21 protein-coding genes, 1 pseudogene, 1 riboswitch and 1 other annotated feature are annotated in these 18,066 nt (G+C 31.7%); all 22 genes and pseudogenes read left to right on the forward strand.

All coding sequences use genetic code 11. The features are described from left to right. Positions 1–199: 199 nt before the first annotated feature. Entirely contained in the window at positions 200–409 is a 210-nt protein-coding gene (locus ACTB1H_RS06015; protein WP_463261933.1) for a helix-turn-helix transcriptional regulator, read from the forward strand. Further along, positions 399–812, forward strand: coding sequence for a hypothetical protein (locus ACTB1H_RS06020; RefSeq protein WP_463261934.1), 414 nt, complete (start codon positions 399–401; stop codon positions 810–812). Before ACTB1H_RS06015 ends, ACTB1H_RS06020 begins: the two co-directional genes overlap by 11 nt. A 682-nt stretch (positions 813–1,494) precedes the next feature. Then, positions 1,495–1,878 carry a VOC family protein gene (locus ACTB1H_RS06025; RefSeq protein WP_463261935.1) on the forward strand — a complete coding sequence of 128 codons (384 nt, stop codon included), beginning with the start codon at positions 1,495–1,497 and terminating at the stop codon, positions 1,876–1,878. A 62-nt stretch (positions 1,879–1,940) separates the two neighbouring features. Next, the gene (locus ACTB1H_RS06030; RefSeq protein WP_463261936.1) at positions 1,941–2,300 is read left to right on the forward strand and encodes a VOC family protein; all 360 of its coding nucleotides are present in this window, start codon (positions 1,941–1,943) and stop codon (positions 2,298–2,300) included. An 85-nt stretch (positions 2,301–2,385) separates the two neighbouring features. Beyond that, complete coding sequence (locus ACTB1H_RS06035) at positions 2,386–4,044, forward strand: ABC transporter ATP-binding protein (protein ID WP_463261937.1); 1,659 nt, start codon at positions 2,386–2,388, stop codon at positions 4,042–4,044. 202 nt (positions 4,045–4,246) lie between these two features. Continuing rightward, positions 4,247–4,549: a hypothetical protein gene (locus ACTB1H_RS06040; protein WP_463261938.1), complete on the forward strand. Its 303-nt coding sequence runs from the start codon at positions 4,247–4,249 to the stop codon at positions 4,547–4,549. 45 nt (positions 4,550–4,594) lie between these two features. Beyond that, complete coding sequence (locus tag ACTB1H_RS06045) at positions 4,595–6,448, forward strand: heavy metal translocating P-type ATPase (RefSeq protein ID WP_463261939.1); 1,854 nt, start codon at positions 4,595–4,597, stop codon at positions 6,446–6,448. 83 nt (positions 6,449–6,531) lie between these two features. Further along, positions 6,532–6,765: a heavy-metal-associated domain-containing protein gene (locus ACTB1H_RS06050; RefSeq protein WP_463261940.1), complete on the forward strand. Its 234-nt coding sequence runs from the start codon at positions 6,532–6,534 to the stop codon at positions 6,763–6,765. Between the two features lie 83 nt (positions 6,766–6,848). Then, positions 6,849–7,535, forward strand: a complete 687-nt coding sequence (locus ACTB1H_RS06055; protein ID WP_463261941.1) for a Crp/Fnr family transcriptional regulator — start codon at positions 6,849–6,851, stop codon at positions 7,533–7,535. Positions 7,536–7,949: 414 nt separating this feature from the next. Further along, positions 7,950–8,024, forward strand: a riboswitch (Fluoride riboswitch). Between the two features lie 55 nt (positions 8,025–8,079). Further along, positions 8,080–9,261, forward strand: a complete 1,182-nt coding sequence (locus tag ACTB1H_RS06060) for a cation:proton antiporter (protein ID WP_463261942.1) — start codon at positions 8,080–8,082, stop codon at positions 9,259–9,261. Positions 9,262–9,416: 155 nt separating this feature from the next. Next, positions 9,417–10,649 (forward strand): transglutaminase domain-containing protein, encoded by a 1,233-nt coding sequence (locus ACTB1H_RS06065; protein WP_463261943.1) that lies wholly within the window; start codon positions 9,417–9,419, stop codon positions 10,647–10,649. 243 nt (positions 10,650–10,892) lie between these two features. Beyond that, entirely contained in the window at positions 10,893–11,924 is a 1,032-nt protein-coding gene (locus tag ACTB1H_RS06070; RefSeq protein ID WP_463261944.1) for a potassium channel family protein, read from the forward strand. 151 nt (positions 11,925–12,075) lie between these two features. Then, complete coding sequence (locus ACTB1H_RS06075; protein WP_463261945.1) at positions 12,076–12,510, forward strand: MarR family winged helix-turn-helix transcriptional regulator; 435 nt, start codon at positions 12,076–12,078, stop codon at positions 12,508–12,510. Positions 12,511–12,559: 49 nt separating this feature from the next. Continuing rightward, positions 12,560–13,021 (forward strand): peroxiredoxin family protein, encoded by a 462-nt coding sequence (locus tag ACTB1H_RS06080; protein WP_463261946.1) that lies wholly within the window; start codon positions 12,560–12,562, stop codon positions 13,019–13,021. 204 nt (positions 13,022–13,225) lie between these two features. Beyond that, positions 13,226–13,789 (forward strand): DUF4256 domain-containing protein, encoded by a 564-nt coding sequence (locus ACTB1H_RS06085; RefSeq protein WP_463261947.1) that lies wholly within the window; start codon positions 13,226–13,228, stop codon positions 13,787–13,789. Positions 13,790–13,820: 31 nt separating this feature from the next. Next, complete coding sequence (locus ACTB1H_RS06090) at positions 13,821–14,240, forward strand: arsenate reductase ArsC (protein ID WP_463261948.1); 420 nt, start codon at positions 13,821–13,823, stop codon at positions 14,238–14,240. A gap of 94 nt (positions 14,241–14,334) precedes the next feature. Next, a complete protein-coding gene (locus ACTB1H_RS06095; protein ID WP_463261949.1) occupies positions 14,335–14,655 on the forward strand; it encodes a putative heavy metal-binding protein in 321 nt (106 codons plus the stop codon). A gap of 232 nt (positions 14,656–14,887) precedes the next feature. Beyond that, positions 14,888–15,133 (forward strand) — a binding site (T-box leader). Positions 15,134–15,193: 60 nt separating this feature from the next. Continuing rightward, on the forward strand, positions 15,194–15,973 hold the full coding sequence (locus ACTB1H_RS06100) for an amino acid ABC transporter substrate-binding protein (protein ID WP_463261950.1): 780 nt from the start codon (positions 15,194–15,196) through the stop codon (positions 15,971–15,973). Positions 15,974–16,002: 29 nt separating this feature from the next. Next, complete coding sequence (locus ACTB1H_RS06105; RefSeq protein WP_463261951.1) at positions 16,003–16,653, forward strand: amino acid ABC transporter permease; 651 nt, start codon at positions 16,003–16,005, stop codon at positions 16,651–16,653. A gap of 9 nt (positions 16,654–16,662) precedes the next feature. Then, positions 16,663–17,337 (forward strand): amino acid ABC transporter ATP-binding protein, encoded by a 675-nt coding sequence (locus ACTB1H_RS06110; protein WP_463261952.1) that lies wholly within the window; start codon positions 16,663–16,665, stop codon positions 17,335–17,337. An 84-nt stretch (positions 17,338–17,421) separates the two neighbouring features. After that, the gene (gene tatA, locus ACTB1H_RS06115; RefSeq protein ID WP_463261953.1) at positions 17,422–17,610 is read left to right on the forward strand and encodes a twin-arginine translocase TatA/TatE family subunit; all 189 of its coding nucleotides are present in this window, start codon (positions 17,422–17,424) and stop codon (positions 17,608–17,610) included. A 56-nt stretch (positions 17,611–17,666) separates the two neighbouring features. Then, positions 17,667–18,066: pseudogene (locus tag ACTB1H_RS06120) on the forward strand (C-GCAxxG-C-C family protein); the annotation flags it as partial.

The raw sequence follows: 18,066 nt of genomic DNA on the forward strand, positions 1-18,066 counted from the left end.
ATCAAAAGTTTGTAAGGTTAAATTAGACCCCTAAATTTGTAAGACTAAATTAGACTGTTTTTGAAAAGGGGGTCTAATTTACTTTTACAATTAACTAGAGTTATTCTTTCACTTGCAAGATGTAAAGTTAGCTTGACACGCTAAAAATAATATAGTATAATTCATGTAAAGCTAGCTTTACAAAAAAGGAAGTGGTTGAATGAAGAATCGACTGGAAGAGATTCGAAAGAAAAAAGGAATAAAACAAGAAGATTTAGCAGAGATTTTACATGTTTCAAGACAAACTATTAGCTCTTTAGAAAATGGCAAATATAATCCGTCGATCCAACTTGCTTTTAAAATTGCGAGATATTTTGACATGCATATTGAAGAAATTTTTTTATATGAGGAGGATGAATATGGACAGTAAGATTAAAAAGTATTATCTATCAAGGTTTTTATTGGGATTATTAGGTTATTTCATTGGAGGCACAATATTTGTTTTAATGGGAGGACGCGGAGGTTTTTATCGTATAATAGCATCCGTTGCTTTTTCTGGAATACTATTTCTATTGTCAGAGTTTATAACTGCTAAAAGGAATCCGGTATTGAAGTATAAGATTGAAATAGAAGAGCAGGATGAGAGGGGACAAGTTATTCAAGGGAAAGCTAGTTCTTTTTCGCTTATGTTTATGATGTTGGTGCATTTATCAATTATGTTCTTAGGAGCATTTTTTGAGAATACAGTAATTTCATTAGGAGCAGCAGGTCTAGTACTCTTGCAGAACGCTATTTTTGTAGTTTCTACAGTATACTGGAGATCTAAACTTTAATATATCGGTACCCTATTTGACCTTTATAAGATAAAAGGAGAAGTGTTGTTTTGGTGAAGCTATATTATTTGAAATAATTAGTTGGATGTAATAGTTTATAAGTTCATAGAATAACATGACAGAGAATAAACTTTATAATTGAATTGAGGGAAAAAGATGGAAGGATTGAAAATTGACAATAATTATTTAACTGCCAAAGAATATAGTTTTAAATATAAGAAACAGCGTGATTGAGCTCATTGTAGAAATTATTATAGAACTTTCAAAGAAAAGAACTAATAGACTTCATTGCTATTAGTAGCATTAGTGGTTGCTCTGTTCTTTTTGGCTTAAATATCTGTTCATAACATATTGTCTGGGAATTCCAAATACGATAAACTTTCATTAGAAGCTTATGTGGTATGCAAATGCAGTGATTTTATGATGAGCATTCTGAGCAGAGCTCCATAAATTACGTGATCTTGGTTCCTAATGACCAATGAAGTCTTGCAGTTTATGGTTTATTTAAGGCTATCAATATTGATCTCGGACTTTTCTTTCTGATCACGGAGATGGAAGATTTTGTTGGATATAGCATCGTAGTTCATATTGTTGCTATTTTTTTGATGAGCTTCTACTGAGTTATTGAATTTAAGAAAAGATTTTAATATTACCTCATATTAAATAGTTTTGGAGGAAGAAAATGAATATAGAACATGTAGCTGCATATTTCAATGATCTAGAAGCAGCGAGAGAATTTTTTATCAAATACTTTGGTGCAAAAAGTGATGAAGGTTATTATAACAAGAATAAAAATTTTCGTTCATATTTTCTTACTTTTGATAGTGGTGCAAGACTTGAAATTATGAACAAGCCAGATTTGGATGATCCGGTGAAAACATTAAATCGCACTGGATATATTCATGTAGCATTCAGCCTTGGGAGTAAAGAAAAGGTGGATGAATTGACAGAACTAATAGCTAAAGATGGGTATAAGGTAATTAGTGGTCCAAGGACTACTGGAGATGGATATTATGAAAGCTGTTTGATTGGAGTAGAAGGGATACAGATAGAACTTACAGTTTAACATTAGTATATTTTATTTTTATTTTTTACATAAACAATATTAAATAAAGGGGGATAAGTACTATGTATTTTAGACAAGTAACATTGATGGTTGAAAAACTTGAGGAATCACTCGAATTTTATCAGGAAGTTATTGAAATGACGATTACAAAGCGAATTAAAGCTGGAGAAGGAGAGGTAGTATTTTTATCAACTGATAATGGAGGAACAGAAATTGAATTAGTTTGCATGCCAAACACCCCAAAATTAGAAAGTAAAGGGATATCACTTTGTTTTGAAGCAGAGAACTTAGATGAAAAACACGAATTTGTTAAATCCAAGGGACTTAACCCTTCAGAAATAAGAACGCCTGATAGCAATAGCCGCTATTTCTGGGTTTATGACCCCAACGGAATATCAATACAAATAAGACAAGACCTTTAATATAGCTATAATGAGATGAGTAGGAATTAAACACTGTTTATAAGAGAATTATGTTGAAAAATAATATTAAATAATGGGGGAAAAAATGGAGAATAATGTTAAAGATATAAAATATTATTTGAAAAAATCATTTCCATTTATCATAGCTATTTTTATGTCAGCAATAATAGTTGCTGCTTCACAAGTATCTATAGCATTGTCAATGAAATATGCCTTGGAGATGCTTTTATCTGAAAAATACAATGAAATAATTTACCTTTTGATAATCTTTTTAGCAATTATCCTAATATCTGGGCTAGGGTATTATCTATTAGGGGTCTCAGGAGCTAAGTTTAAGAAAAGTTATCTTTTTTCGTTAAAGAAAGATTGTACAGACCAAATATTAAAAATGTCCATGAGAGATTTTTCACAACACTCAATTGGAGAAATATCATCAGCAATAACAAATGATGTGAATAAATTTGAAACTCAATATTTAGACACTATTATAAAGATAATTTTACAAACCACTACATTTATTTTTTCAAGCATTGTCTTATTTTACTACAACCCTTTGTTAGCACTTAGCATATACATATTTGCTGCTATTATGGTGTTTTTACCTAGAAAATCATACCAACAAATGGGTCTTTTAGGAAAGATGTATTCTGAATCTATGGGGGAATATAGCAAAAAGGTTCAAGAATTGTTGACTGGTTTCTTAGCTATTAAGACTTCTAATATAAACCAAATGGTAAGTGAAGAGGTAGATTCTCTTAATGATAAAAATGAAACGGCACGATATAATATTGGAATAAAAGAGGCAAAAATTTCATCGATGCTTGCAATTTTTAGCTTAATGACATTTTATATTCCGTTTTTAATCGGAGTAATATTTGTGTTTACAGGAGCCGTAGAGATTGGAGTTTTGATTGCGGTAATTAACTTGAGTGGTTCAGTCATAAATCCAGTTCAACAGATTGGTGGCAATATTGCAAGTTTAAAGGCAGGTCAAGGGATTTTTGATAATATTTCTCAAATCATAAATTCGATAGATGAAGAACAAAAATCTTACAAAGAGGAAGAAAAAGTTCAAATTGATACATTTAATTCCAAATTGGCTATGGATAAAGTAACTTTTTCATATGGCGAAAGAATAATTCTTTCAGACTTTTCTTTAGAGATTCTTAAAGGAGAAAAGGCTTTAATTTTAGGTTCAAGTGGATCAGGCAAATCGACAATATTAAAGTTATTAGCAGGATTATATGATGATTACACAGGAAGTATATATATAGATGACAAAGAGATTAGAGATATTTCATCTGAATCGCTTTTCAAGTTGATTTCTTTTGTTCCTCAGGATACTTTTATTTTCAACAAATCGGTTAGAGAAAATATAACTCTTTCTACGCAGACTGATTTAACTAGACTTGAGAGAGTAATAAAAGATGCATTGCTAGACGAATTTATAAATAAATTAAGCAAAGGAATGGAGACAATATTAGGTGATGGAGGGACTAATTTATCAGGCGGTGAAAAACAAAGAATTGCAATTGCCAGAGCGCTATACCGTGATACTCCAATTCTTTTAGTAGATGAGCCTACTGCTTCACTAGATGAAGTAAATAGCAAGATGATATTTGATATATTACTTAATTCTTCAAAAACAATAGTTTGTGTAACTCATAAAATAGATAAAGAGCAAATGCAAAAATTTGATATCGTTGTAAACATCGAAAAAGATTCTAAACCTAATTATAATTAATAGTATTTTAAAAATAAAATGTCCATTAAATTGATTTCAAAATGGACATTTTATTTTTTTGTTCTAATTTAAAGAAAAATTTATCGATAATATTATAATATTTATTTTAAATTTTGATATATATCAATGTTTTATTATTCACTTCTTGATAATATTAAAATACAAAATAAGTCAAATTAGAAAATTGAAAGGGGTATGTGTGATGAAGGAACATGAAACATTCATAAAAGATAGTGAAGGATATTTGAAAAAATTAGAACAATTAATTCCAATCGTAGATCGAGTTCATGGAGGAAATCATCCTGAATTTCATGAGGTAAGGGAATTATTCGGCTTAATTCTCAATAAAACAAATGTATCAAAAACAGGAAAACCTAATATTGACGAGGAGATCTATAAATTGCGTGAATTAACTGCTAATTACAAAGTACCTAGTGATGTTTGTGAAAGTTACGAAGAAGTATACATTATGCTGGCAAAATTAGATGAGATATACAGTAAGTAGAATGTATTTATATCAAAAGGTTTGTCTAGAAAGAGGCGAGTATAGATGCAAAAAATGATATTAGAAAGAAAAAATCACATAACACTTGTGATTGGGATTTTAATTGCTACTGCATTTATAAGCAAATTAGGATTTGGGAACAAAGGAATTTTCTTGTGGTTACTGGTTTTTGCGTCTTTTTTAGGCGTAACGCCTATAGCTATACAAGCATATCAAGCTCTTAAGGTTAAAGTAGTCAGCATAGATGTGTTGGTAACCATAGCAGTAGCTGGTGCGTTTCTAATAAGAAATTTTGAAGAATCAGCCATTGTGACATTCCTTTTCTTATTTGGAGCATATCTAGAACAAAGGACATTGAACAAAACAAGATCAGCTATAAAGGAATTGACGGAAATGGCTCCGGAAAGTGCCTTAAAACAGATGGATAACGGAGAGTTTGAAATTGTTGAAGTAGGCGAGGTAGAAGTAGGGGACATATTGCTTGTTAAAACTGGTGCAAAAATACCTGTCGACGGAACCATTATAACCGGAGAGGGTTACATTAATGAAGCAAGTATCACAGGTGAATCCTTCCCAGTTTTTAAGAAGAGAGATTCTAAAGTGTTTGCTGGGACTATTTTGGAGAATGGAACTCTTAAAATTATTGCAGACAGAGTAGGGGAAGATACGACGTTTGGGAAGATAATTGAATTGGTGGAAGAGGCACAAGACTCTAAATCAGAAGCAGAAAGATTTATCGACAGGTTTTCAAAACATTATACACCTGCAGTGCTTGTGCTATCTTTCATAGTATGGTTGGTTTCAAGGGATATCGAATTGGCAATCACAATACTAGTATTAGGATGTCCTGGAGCGTTGGTGATAGGCGTTCCTGTATCCAATGTAGCAGGTATTGGAAATGGTGCAAAACATGGAGTTCTTTTAAAGGGTAGCGAAGTAATCCATGATCTTAATAGGATCGATACCATCGTATTTGATAAGACAGGAACACTTACAATAGGCAATCCAAAAGTTGTTCAACAGAAAATTTACACTGACAAATTTGAAAAGATATTAAGTTACCTATTGAGCATAGAAAAGGAATCAGATCATCCTCTTGCAAATGCTATAGTTGAATATATTGGTGATGTTAAAGCTTATCCAGTGGAGAGGACAGAGGTAATTAGAGGTGGAGGAATCATAGCTCAGATAGATGGACACAGGGTTGCAGTTGGCAATGTAGCTTTGATGGAAAAAGAAAATGTGTATTTAAGTGAAAGGATAAAGAAGGATATTTTAGAGATGCAAAATGATGGCGACTCATTGGTTCTGACTTCATTAGACGGTGAACTACAGCTTTTGATGGGCATTCGTGATCCAATCCGCCAAAATGTAAAAGGAACTTTGCAAAAGCTCAAGAAATTAGGTGTAAAAAACTTAGTAGTGCTTTCTGGGGACAATCAGGGAACAGTTGATTTAGTAGCAAAAGAACTAGGACTTACAGAAGCATTTGGAAATATGTTACCTGAGGATAAGCAATCATTTATTAAAAATCTTCAGGCTAAAGGCCAAACAGTAGCATTTGTTGGAGACGGGGTAAATGACAGTCCTTCCTTGGCATTGGCACAGATTGGCATCGCTATGGGCAGTGGTACAGATGTGGCAATAGAAACATCTGATGTAGTATTAATGAACTCTGATTTTGAACGCTTACCTCATGCATTGGGGTTGGCTAAAGCAACTGCCAAGAATATGCGTCAAAATATTGTGATAGCAGTAGGAGTAGTACTGGTTTTACTTATCAGCGTTTTCTTCAGTGAATGGATGAATATGTCCATTGGAATGTTGGTCCATGAATCGAGTATACTCGCTGTAATACTAAATGGCATGAGATTGTTGCGTTACAGATTAAGGTACTAATCAGAAAGCAAGTGAATGATTTTTACAGAGATCGATGAAAAAATTTGGCAAGGGGTATAATTAAAAAAGAAGGGATGATGAAAATGAAAAAAGCAATTATTCAATTGGAACCTTTGACTTGTCCATCGTGCATGCAAAAGATAGAAAATGGTGTTAAATCCATAGATGGAGTCGAAAACAACAGTGTAAATGTATTGTTCAACTCAAGTAAAGTAAAGTTTAACTATGACGATGAAAGATTGACAATCAAGGAGGTTGAAAAGGTCATAGAAAAGCTAGGCTATGAAGTGAAGAAAGCTCAGGTCAAAGATATATAATATCAAGGACACCTTATTGATTAGCAAACTCCCAATATTCAGGTTTAGATTTTGGGTAAAATATAGAATGGTAGGTGAAGAAATTGTCTCAATGTAACCACTCAAAAGAATTATGTGTAAGGAAAGTGCCGATATTTTCAGAGTTAGATGATGAAAAACTCTTGGAGATAAACAACCTTGTTCGAAAAAAAGAGTATAAGAATGGTGAAATCATATGTCGTGAAGGAGATCCAGGCGAATATCTATATATAATTGAATCCGGTTTAGTCAAACTATTTAAGATTGGTAAAAATGGGAACGAATATATATTGAGGTTATTAAGAGAAGGACAATTTTTTGGAGAAATGGTGCTGTTTAAGGACGATGTATTGAACAGCAGTGCTGAGGCGATTGGAGATTGTCGCATTTGTACAATTCATAAGAATGACCTAGAGATGTTAATAAAAACATCTTCAGATCTTTCCTACAGTCTTTTGGCCGCAGTAACAAGCCAACTAAACAAGGCTGAAATCCAATTGGAGTCTTTAGTGCTTGAAGATGCAATGGAAAAAACCTTAAGGCTATTGCTTGAATTAGCAAAGGAAAATGGCATTAAGAATGAAGAAGGGATATTGATTGATTTACCACTAAGTCGTGCTGGCTTAGCAAGCTTAATTGGAGTTACTCATGAGACTTTGAGTCGTAAATTATCAGAGTTACAGGAAGAAGGAATTTTGCTAATTAAAGGGCAAAAACAATTATTATTAACAAATAAGGTGAATGTGGAATAAATATAATAGAATTATCGACATTATTTTTTTTACAATTATTGTAGGACAAATTATATGATCTAAATTTGTAAAAAGTATAATCTGTGTATAAATAATAAATTGATAAAAAATGTAAAAAACACAGATAACTATATAGATTAAGATACAATGATAGAAATTCTATATATCAAGAACAGTAGTAAGATGTTTTAAAGACATGCTAAAAGCCTCATATTTTTAACAATTAGTGCATAAAAAAATAAACATATTCGATTAGAGTAGGAAACTTTAAATATAAATTGGAGATTATTGCATCATATAAAAACAGGATTTGCATTCTAATATTAATAGAAAATTATTTAATTATTTTCCAACAATTAATCAACACTATAAACAATAATAAATAATTGACAAATAATATCATGTATCATACTATATTCAATAGGGGATGAAGTTCCCCCTGGGTTTAAAACCTAAACTGCTAATATAGCTGATGACTTCTGCGACAAAATATCGCAGGATCATTGGCTTTTTTAATGCCTGATTAAAGATAGGGGAGAATTATATGTTATTATCACTTGCATTAATATTCTTATGTGGGATGACACTAGGCAAGATATTTGAAAAATTAAAACTTCCAAAGTTGCTAGGAATGCTTTTGACTGGCATTTTACTAGGGCCTTATGTATTAAACTTACTTGATCCTACTATTTTGGAAACATCAACAGATTTAAGACAAATAGCTTTGATAATCATACTTACTCGAGCAGGGTTGAATCTTGACATCAAGGATTTAAAAAAAGTAGGTCGTCCTGCAATACTTATGTGTTTTGTACCAGCTAGTTTTGAAATCGTCGGTATGATGGTTTTAGGCCCCAAGCTTTTAGGAATTGATCTGTTAGATGCAGCGATAATGGGTACGGTTGTTGCTGCTGTTTCACCAGCTGTTATAGTACCTAGAATGCTTAAACTGAATGAAAGCGGGTATGGTAGAGATAAAAGTATACCTCAAATGATTATGGCTGGTGCTTCAGTAGATGATGTCTATGTAATTGTTCTTTTTACTGCTTTTACAGGATTGGCACAGAGTGGTAATGTTACTCTAATTGATTTTTTAACTATACCAACCTCGATTATCTTGGGGATAGCAGGTGGAGTAATATCAGGATTATTACTTTCGTTTTTATTTGGCAAATTTCATATTAGAGATACTAGTAAAGTGATCATTATTCTTTCTATATCATTTTTACTTGTTACATTAGAACATTCAATGACAGGGGTTGTTGGATTCTCTGGATTACTAGCAGTAATGGCATTGGGTGCATCTCTTCAGCAAAAAAAGTATGAAGTCTCAAAACGTCTTTCAGGTAAGTTTTCAAAGTTGTGGGTAGGAGCAGAAGTGTTGCTTTTCGTGCTAGTTGGTGCAACTGTTAATATAAAGTATGCTCTAAATGCTGGTTTTTTATCGATTCTACTAATAATTAGTGTTACAATATTTAGATTAGTTGGAGTATATATTAGTCTCATAAGAACAGAATTAAATTATAAAGAAAGAATTTTTTCAGGTTTTTCCTATATCCCAAAAGCAACTGTTCAGGCTGCTATTGGAGGGTTACCTTTGGCAATGGGGCTTACTTCTGGAGAGATTATTTTAACTGTAGCAGTCTTATCAATAATTATAACAGCACCTATCGGGGCTTTACTAATTGATAGATCATATGAGAAGCTACTAACAAGAGAGTATTAATCGGATAAAAGGTTCAATAAAAAATTACTAGTGAAGTGTAAACCATAAAGAATAAAATGTTATAATAATGTCATAGATTAGAAAAATGAATTTAAATGAAAAATTAAGAGTTATTTAGGCTAAATGATAAACTCTATAAAGGAGTTACAACTAATATGAGTAATTTTAGATTTATTTCAGAAATAAAAAATCGATTTGAGAATAGGCATTTAACAAATAGATATATAAAAAAATCTATCGTGTTGACGTCAGTTCTTCTTTTAAGCCTCATACTTTATGCTTGTTCACCAAATGAAAATAATGACTCCAATTTACCGATCGATACAATTCCCGATATCATAGAAACAAATGAACCTTATGATCCACCAGATGTATCGGGAGATAAACAACCACCATCGCCTACACTTGAGACAACGGAACCATCATCTCAAAGTGATATATCAGCTGTTATAGAAAAAGCTGTTAAAGCTTTTGTTCCCAGTGTTTCGTTTGACATGTCTAATATGAATTTATCAAAAGACGAAGTGCAGATGACAATACAAAACGCATATTTTGATGTTCTTTCAAATGATCCATCATTAAAATATGCTTATTCGATCACTATTCAATATGATGACAGAAGTCAAATGGCATTGTGCCAGTTAAACTATATGCCATATAAAACAGGTGAGGTGAATCCCAATAATATTCCAGAAGGTGCTTATGTCATTTCTACTTACCAAGATTTAATAAAAGTAACTAACCAACTAACAGGACAAAAGTCAGCACAGATAGCTATAATTAATCCAGAGCTGGATTATGAGATAATGCAAAAAGTACTTCTATCTCAATGTGGTTATGGTTATATCATCTACTCATTTAATGATGATGCAACAAAATTACTTGCGTCTGCTCCAATAGGAATGACTTTAGAGCAGTGTGTAGATAGAATTGAAAAAGCTGATGAGTATGCAGAAAACATTTTAAAAAGTATTATCACAACGGGAATGTCAGATGAAGAAAAGATTAAATCTGTATATGATTATGTAACTTCTACAGTTGTGTATGATCCCGAATTTAAAGGCAGTACATCTGATGTATCCATTGACTCGACCACAGCTTATGGAGCATTTAAAAATAAGACTGCTATTTGTGGTGGATATGCAAATGCTGTATATTTACTTTTGTCTCACTTAAATATTCCATGTTACAATGTTACTGGAAAAGGACAAGGCGTAGATCATATGTGGAATGTAATTCAATATAATGATACTTTTCTATATTTTGATGCCACATGGGATGCTGGTGTGGATAGCAACTACTATGTTTATTTTGCAAAAACTCAGGATTATTTTGAAACCTTTTCCCATATCTGGGATACAAATATGATAGATGCTCTCACAAAATAATATTATTTTCTAAAAAATATTTGTTTTAATTTTAAATATTATAAAATTTATATTCTTAAAGATGCACTTTTTTAACTATAACAAGCAGTGCATCTTTATTTATTTAAGTAAACTCAGTTAATAAGGGGTATAATAGTTAAATAACAAAAAACGGACATGAAAAAGAAGTGTTATTAATAAAAAATCAAATCTATAACACTGATAAATTCTTCAATTTATCGATTCGAGGAGGTGTAGAATGCATTGGATATAAAAGAAAATAAAAAGTTTGTAATTATTTTAATCATTTTAATAACAATAATAATCGGAGGCACAATTGGTTATATGAACTTGCTACAGGTAAGCTGGATAGATGCGCTCTATATGACTATAATAACAATATCTACTGTAGGATATGGTGAGGTAGCAGAGATGACAGATGCAGCAAAGTTTTTTTCAATATTTATTATATTTCTAGGACTGGGTACTGCAGGATATGCTTTAACCAGTTTTGCATCGTTATTTTTGGAAGGGACTTTTAAAGAGGCATGGAGGTGGAGACGAATGGAAAATAAAATTGAGCAATTAAATAATCATTATATTATATGTGGGGCAGGAGAAACAGGGCAAAGTGCTATACAACAATTTCAAAAAAGCAAAGTTGATTTCGTGGTGATTGAAAAAAATGAAAAAATTGCTCAAGCTCTGGTTAATGAAGGTATATTAACAGTAATAGGAGATGCTACTCGAGAGGATATTCTTGATAAATGTAGAATCCAGTATGCAAAAGGGTTAATAACGAGTTTACCTGATGATGCCGAAAATGTATTCGTAGTTTTGACGGCTAGAGTTATGAATAAAAATCTTCATATAGTGTCACGTGCTATAGAGAAAAATGCTCATGGGAAGTTGATGAAAGCAGGAGCTAATAACACAATATCTCCAAATGAAATAGGTGGAAGAAGGATGGCGGCACTAGCCCTTAGGCCTGCTGTAATTTCATTTTTAGATATTATCACCCATGCAGGCGATGTAGTTCTAGATTTAGAGGATGTTGAAATCTGTGATGGTGGAGAAATTTTAGGCAAAACACTAAAAGAAGCTAGAATTCCAGAACGTACTGGACTTGTTGTTTTAGCCATCCAAAAAAAAGGTGAAAGAGATCTTATGTTAAACCCAAGCTCTGATGAAATGCTAAATTTAGGAGATGTGTTAATCGTATTAGGGCAAGAGGAACAGATTAAGCAGTTAAGAGAAATGGCATGCGACTGTGGTATAAGGGACATAATTGAATAAATATAATGAAAAAATGCAATAAGTACTAGTTAATTCAGCAAAATATTTATTGACTTATAAGTGTTGATAATATATTATTGTATCATAATTAATTGAATTAAATTAAATTTAAATAAATTGAAATTATGCCTAGAATTTTGAGAGGGGTTTTATGGAAAAATACAACAAAATAAAATTAGAAAATCAAATTTGCTTTCCTTTGTATGCATTATCAAGAGAAATAATAAAATTATACAATCCAGTGCTTGATAAATATAATTTAACCTATACTCAATATATTACCATGCTTGTGATATGGGAAGAAGAGAGGATAGCATTCAAGGACTTAGGGAAAAGATTACATCTAGATTCTGGAACATTAACTCCAGTTTTAAAGAAATTAGAATCAATGGAATTGATCAATAAATACAGGAGCAAAGAGGATGACAGAAATGTTATTGTTGAAGTTACAGAAAAAGGTAAATTGTTAAGAGAAGAAATACTTAAAGTGCCTGAGGAAATTTACTGCAAATTGAACATTGGTACAGACGAATTGCTTTCATTAAAAAAACAACTTGATGAGATGTTAAATCGTATAAATGAGTAAATTAAAATAAAAAATGTTTTATCATTAAATTAAGAGGAGATGATTTAAAATGGCAAGTGTTGAAGTTAATAAAGAAGCGCCAGATTTTGAATTGGAAGATTATTTAGGCAGAAAAATTAGACTGTCAGATTTTAAGGGTAAAAGCAATGTTTTAATAGTATTAAATAGAGGCTTTGTTTGACCATTTTGCAGAAAGCATATGATGCAGTTGCATCAAGACTATGATAAATTTATGAAGAAAAATACCATGATATTTGTTATTGGGCCAGAAAATGCTGAGAAATTCAAACAGTATTGGGAAGAAAATGATTTAAAGCTTTATGGTATACCAGACCCCAAACATAGTGTTCTCAAAACATATGGGCAGCAAGTTAATCTATTCAAATTAGGTAGGATGCCAGCTCAAATGCTGGTAGATAAAGAAGGAATATTAAGATTTGTCCATTATGGGCACTCAATGCAAGATATACCGGAGAACTCTGAAATACTTGAGATTATTGACAATTTATAAGTAACTAAATTTCTTTTTTTAAAAAAGCACGATTGAATTTAATCATTTTGAGGATATCTTTAATGGACACATATATAACGAAATTAAACTTTACTTTTATATTACGAATATTTTACTGTAATTAAAAGAAATCTATGACCAATTGATTTATATTGATATTATATAGATTAAAATTCATTGTAAAATTATTAGAATGGAGAACAAATGAGTGAAATAAAAGAATTATCAGTTATACAACTCCGAGAATTATTAAACACTTTGGAAAATAGGTTTTTTAAAAATATTAACAGGCATAAAGACATTTTATGGGAGGATGTATTAGCTAATCTTAATCAAAACAAATATAAATATTATGCTTTATATAATATGGAAATGACAGATGGTGAGCCTGATGTAGTTTTTCACGATGAAGAAAAGAAAGAATTTGTATTTATTGATTGTTCAAAGGAAAGTCCAAAAGGGAGAAGATCTCTCTGCTACGATGAAGATGCTCTTCTAATGAGAAAAACAATGAAACCCAAAGGTAGTGCTATTGGAATGGCAAAGGAATTAGGGATAGAAATCTTAACTGAAGAAGAATATAAAGAATTCCAGAAATTAGGGGAATTTGATACTAAAACTTCAAGCTGGGTAAAAACACCTGACAAAATAAGGAAATTAGGTGGAGCATTATTTTGCGATAGACGTTACGATAGTGTATTTGTATATCATAATGGAGCAGAATCGTATTATTCTTCAAGAGGCTTTAGAGGCTTACTTAGAGTATAGGATTTATGAAGAAAATTAGGAGGGTATACATTTGGAAAATGATAAATTGAAAGTAGCATTCATTTGTGTACACAATTCATGTAGAAGTCAGATTGCAGAGGCTTTAGGCAAATATTTAGCTTCTGATGTATTTGAAAGCTACTCAGCTGGAACGGAAACAAAACCTCAAATAAATCAGGATGCAGTTAGGCTTATGAAAGAGATATACGGCATAGATATGGAAAAGGATCAATATTCTAAACTTATAACTGAGCTCCCAGAGATTGATGTTGTAATTAAGATGGGTTGCAATGTAATTTGTCCTTTTGTGCCATCTAAATATGAGGAAGATTGGGGATTAGACGATCCTACGGGAAAGAGCGATGAAGAATTTAAGAAAGTTATTTTCACAATAGAAGAAAAAATAAAAGAATTAAAGGAAAAGATAGAATCGCAGGAGTTAGTGATATAGTTTAAAAATTATACAAACTAAAACTATGGTTCTAAAATATAAATAGTAGTATAATGTTTATGGTTATTAAATTCATAGGATAAGAAGGGATATTATGATTATAACAACTACACCAAGCGTAGACGGCAAAGAGATAGTAGAGTATAAGGGAATAGTATTCGGTGAGGTTATAGCAGGGGTTGATTTTATTAAAGATTTTGCTGCTGGCTTGTCAAATTTCTTTGGTGGAAGATCAAAGTCCTACGAAGGGGAGCTGATTGAAGCTAGACAAGAAGCGATACGTGAAATGGAAGAGAGAGCTATGAAACTAGGAGCAAATGCAATAGTAGGTGTAGATATTGACTATGAAGTATTAGGACAAGGCGGGAATATGATAATGGTGATAGCTTCAGGTACAGCTGTTATAACTAAATGAAGGGTAGATAAAAAGCTAATGGTTAATTAACCATTAGCTTTTCTACATCATAAAGTAGTTTCATTGTATTTTTTGGGTTTATAAAAGCAACAATTAAAATTTTTATTATTGTCAATATTTCATCATTATTATAATTACCCTGTAAATGTATACAATTTTTTTATATAAAATTAGTTTTTAGTCTTTACAAAAATGATTTATGATGATATCATAGTAAAGTAAAATTTAATATGATAATGTGATGACGAGAAAGAGTAATCGATAATTAGCTTATAGAGAGTGTATGTTTGGTGGAAATACATAGTGAAAGATTGATGAACACATCTTTGAGCAGGTTGGTGAAATCATTTGAGAGTAGCCGTATTCGAATTGCAATCGTTAGTTTGCACAGGTATAGAAATTTTGTACCTAGTGAGGATGGTATATTAAAATACCATTGAATTGAGGTGGGACCACGGGATTAACTCTCGTCCTCTAGTTAGATAAGCTAGAGGGCGAGAGTTTTTTAATTTAATTTTAAGTAAAGGGGTAGATTTAAATGTTAAGAAAGAAAAAGTTCGCAGTTGTTTTAGGATTGGTGTTGTTAATGAATTTGGTTTCGGCTTGTACACAGGAGGTAAGTTCCAACAGTGAAGACACTTTTGTAATTGGACTCGATGACACATTTGCACCTATGAGCTTTAGAAATGAAAAAAATGAAATAGTGGGTTTTGATGTAGATCTTGCAGAAGAGGTGGCTAAAAGAAATGGATGGAATATCAGATTTCAACCTATAGATTGGGCAATGAAAGAAACTGAACTCAATTCAGGCAATATTGACATGATATGGAATGGATATACAATCACAGATGAAAGAAAAGAAAAGGTGAATTTCACTGAAGCTTATCTTACTAATTCGCAAATAATTGTTACACTAAAAGATTCTTCCATATATAAAATATCTGATTTAAAGGATAAAACAGTTGCGACACAAGCTGAATCAAGCTCACTTGATGCTGCAAGAGCTTTGGATGGATTTATTGAAAGCCTAAAAAATGGCAAGTTAATAGAATACTCAACTTTTAATGAAGTCTTCAATGATCTTGAATCAGGAAGAACCGATGCTATTATTGTTGATGAAGTGCTTGCAAGATATTATATGAACAACAAAGGAGAAGGATTATATAGAGTACTTGAAGAAAATTTAGGAATTGAAGAATATGGTGTAGGAGTTCGAAAAGAAGATGAGGATTTGCTGAATAAGTTAAATGTGACTTTAAATGAAATGAAGGATGATGGAACTTATGATGAAATTTACGAAAGATGGTTTGCTAAATAGCTTTATATGTAAGGTGGAGAGATGATCCGATGAAAATTTTAGAGATGCTAATTCCGATGACTTTAGAAGGGTTAAAAGTGACAATGAGCGTTTTTGCTGTGACGCTTATTGTGTCTCTTCCATTATCTACATTTGTTGCTTTGCTAAGAGGAGCAAAAAACAAATATATTAGTAAACTTACAAGTGCTTATATATATGTCATGAGAGGTACTCCACTATTATTACAGTTGATGTTTATTTTCTTTGGATTCCACTATATTCCTGTTATAGGATATGCTTTCAGCAGATTTCAAGCAATTTATATTGCTTTTATATTGAATTATACTGCTTATTTTGCAGAAATTATCAGAGGAGGAATAAATACAATCGATATAGGGCAATATGAAGCAACTAAAGTTCTGGGAATTGGAAAAAGCTATGCCTTTATCAAAATAATTTTACCTCAAGTAATTAAAAATACAATTCCTTCATTGGGAAATGAAATAATCACACTTGTCAAAGATACTTCATTGGTTTATATACTTGGTGCTACTGACATATTAAAAGCAGCAAAATCTGTTTCAAACACTTATTCTACTTTTGTTCCATATATATTTGTAGCTTTAGTGTACCTAATAATTATTGCGATATTTACCAAAGTTTTATCAAGCATAGAACGACAATTTGATTATTATAGATAGGAGAAAACAATGAGCATAGTAGTAGAAAATATAAGCAAATATTTTGATGAAATTAAAGTTTTTGAGAATTTATCATTTGAAGCTGATAATGGGAAGATATTATGTATAGAAGGAAAATCAGGTGAAGGAAAGACAACACTTCTAAGATGCCTTAATAAACTCGAACAAGTTGATGAGGGCAAAATTATCATTGATGGAGATGATATATTAGAGATCAAAGATGCAAAAAAAATAGGATCTAAGATTGGGCTTGTGTTTCAAAATTATAATCTTTTCCCACATCTATCAGTAGTTGAAAATTTAACTATTACACCAAATTATTTAAAGATATTGAGTAGAGAGAATGTATATCTAAAAGCGAAAGAATTGTTAAGATCCTTAGAAATTGAAGATAAAGAGAAGATGTATCCTTATCAATTGTCAGGAGGTCAAAAACAAAGAGTGGCAATTGCTAGAGCATGTATGCTAAATCCATCTGTACTTTGTTTTGATGAACCTACTTCTGCACTAGATAAAGAAACATCAAATAAAATATCAAGCATTATTAAGAATTTAGCTAATGAAGGCATGACTATAGTCGTGGTTACACATGACCAAAAATTTGCAAATGATATTGGTGATTCAATATTAAAATTAGAAGATGGAAAGCTAATGGTAAACAAGATGGCTAAAAATACAAATTGATAATATATTGACGATCATAATTCTTAATAGTATACTATAATTAGGTGATAAATGGATAATTAATATTATGTGAGGAGGATCTATATGTTTGGAAGATTAGGTATGTGGGAACTAATACTAATCTTAATAATTGCTCTGGTTATTTTTGGACCATCAAAACTACCTGAGGTTGGCAAGTCTATTGGAAAGGCAATAAATGAATTTAAGAGACAAACAAACAAAATCACTGAAGATATAGACATGGAATCTGACCAAGAAGAGAACAAAAATTAAGGTTACTATATGGTTGATATCATATAAACATTCATTAGAATTGAGGAGGGATACATATGTCAGAGAAAAAAACAATGACTAGAAAAGATTTCCTAAAAACAATGGGGACAGCTGTTGCTGGAGTAGCAGTAGTTGGCTCTATGACTGGGCTTCTAACAGGATGCAGTGATGAAACTGCCCAACTTCAATCTTCAAGCGAAAGTCCAAAATGGCCATTTAAGTACAAAAAAATTGATCCTGCAGTAGCTGAAGAAAGAGCATATAACGCATATTTCGAAAAGGGTGGATGAGGGGTTGCTGTAGCTGAAGGGTTCTTCGGCACATTGGCAAATGAGACAGGATATCCATTTAACCAGATTCCTACTGAAATGTTTATAAATGCATCAGGAGGTTACCAAACTGCTTCCTTATGTGGTAGTCTTGGAGTTGCAGCGGCTTGTATAAGATCGGAAGAGC

It is taken from the genome of Soehngenia sp., assembly GCF_055108775.1.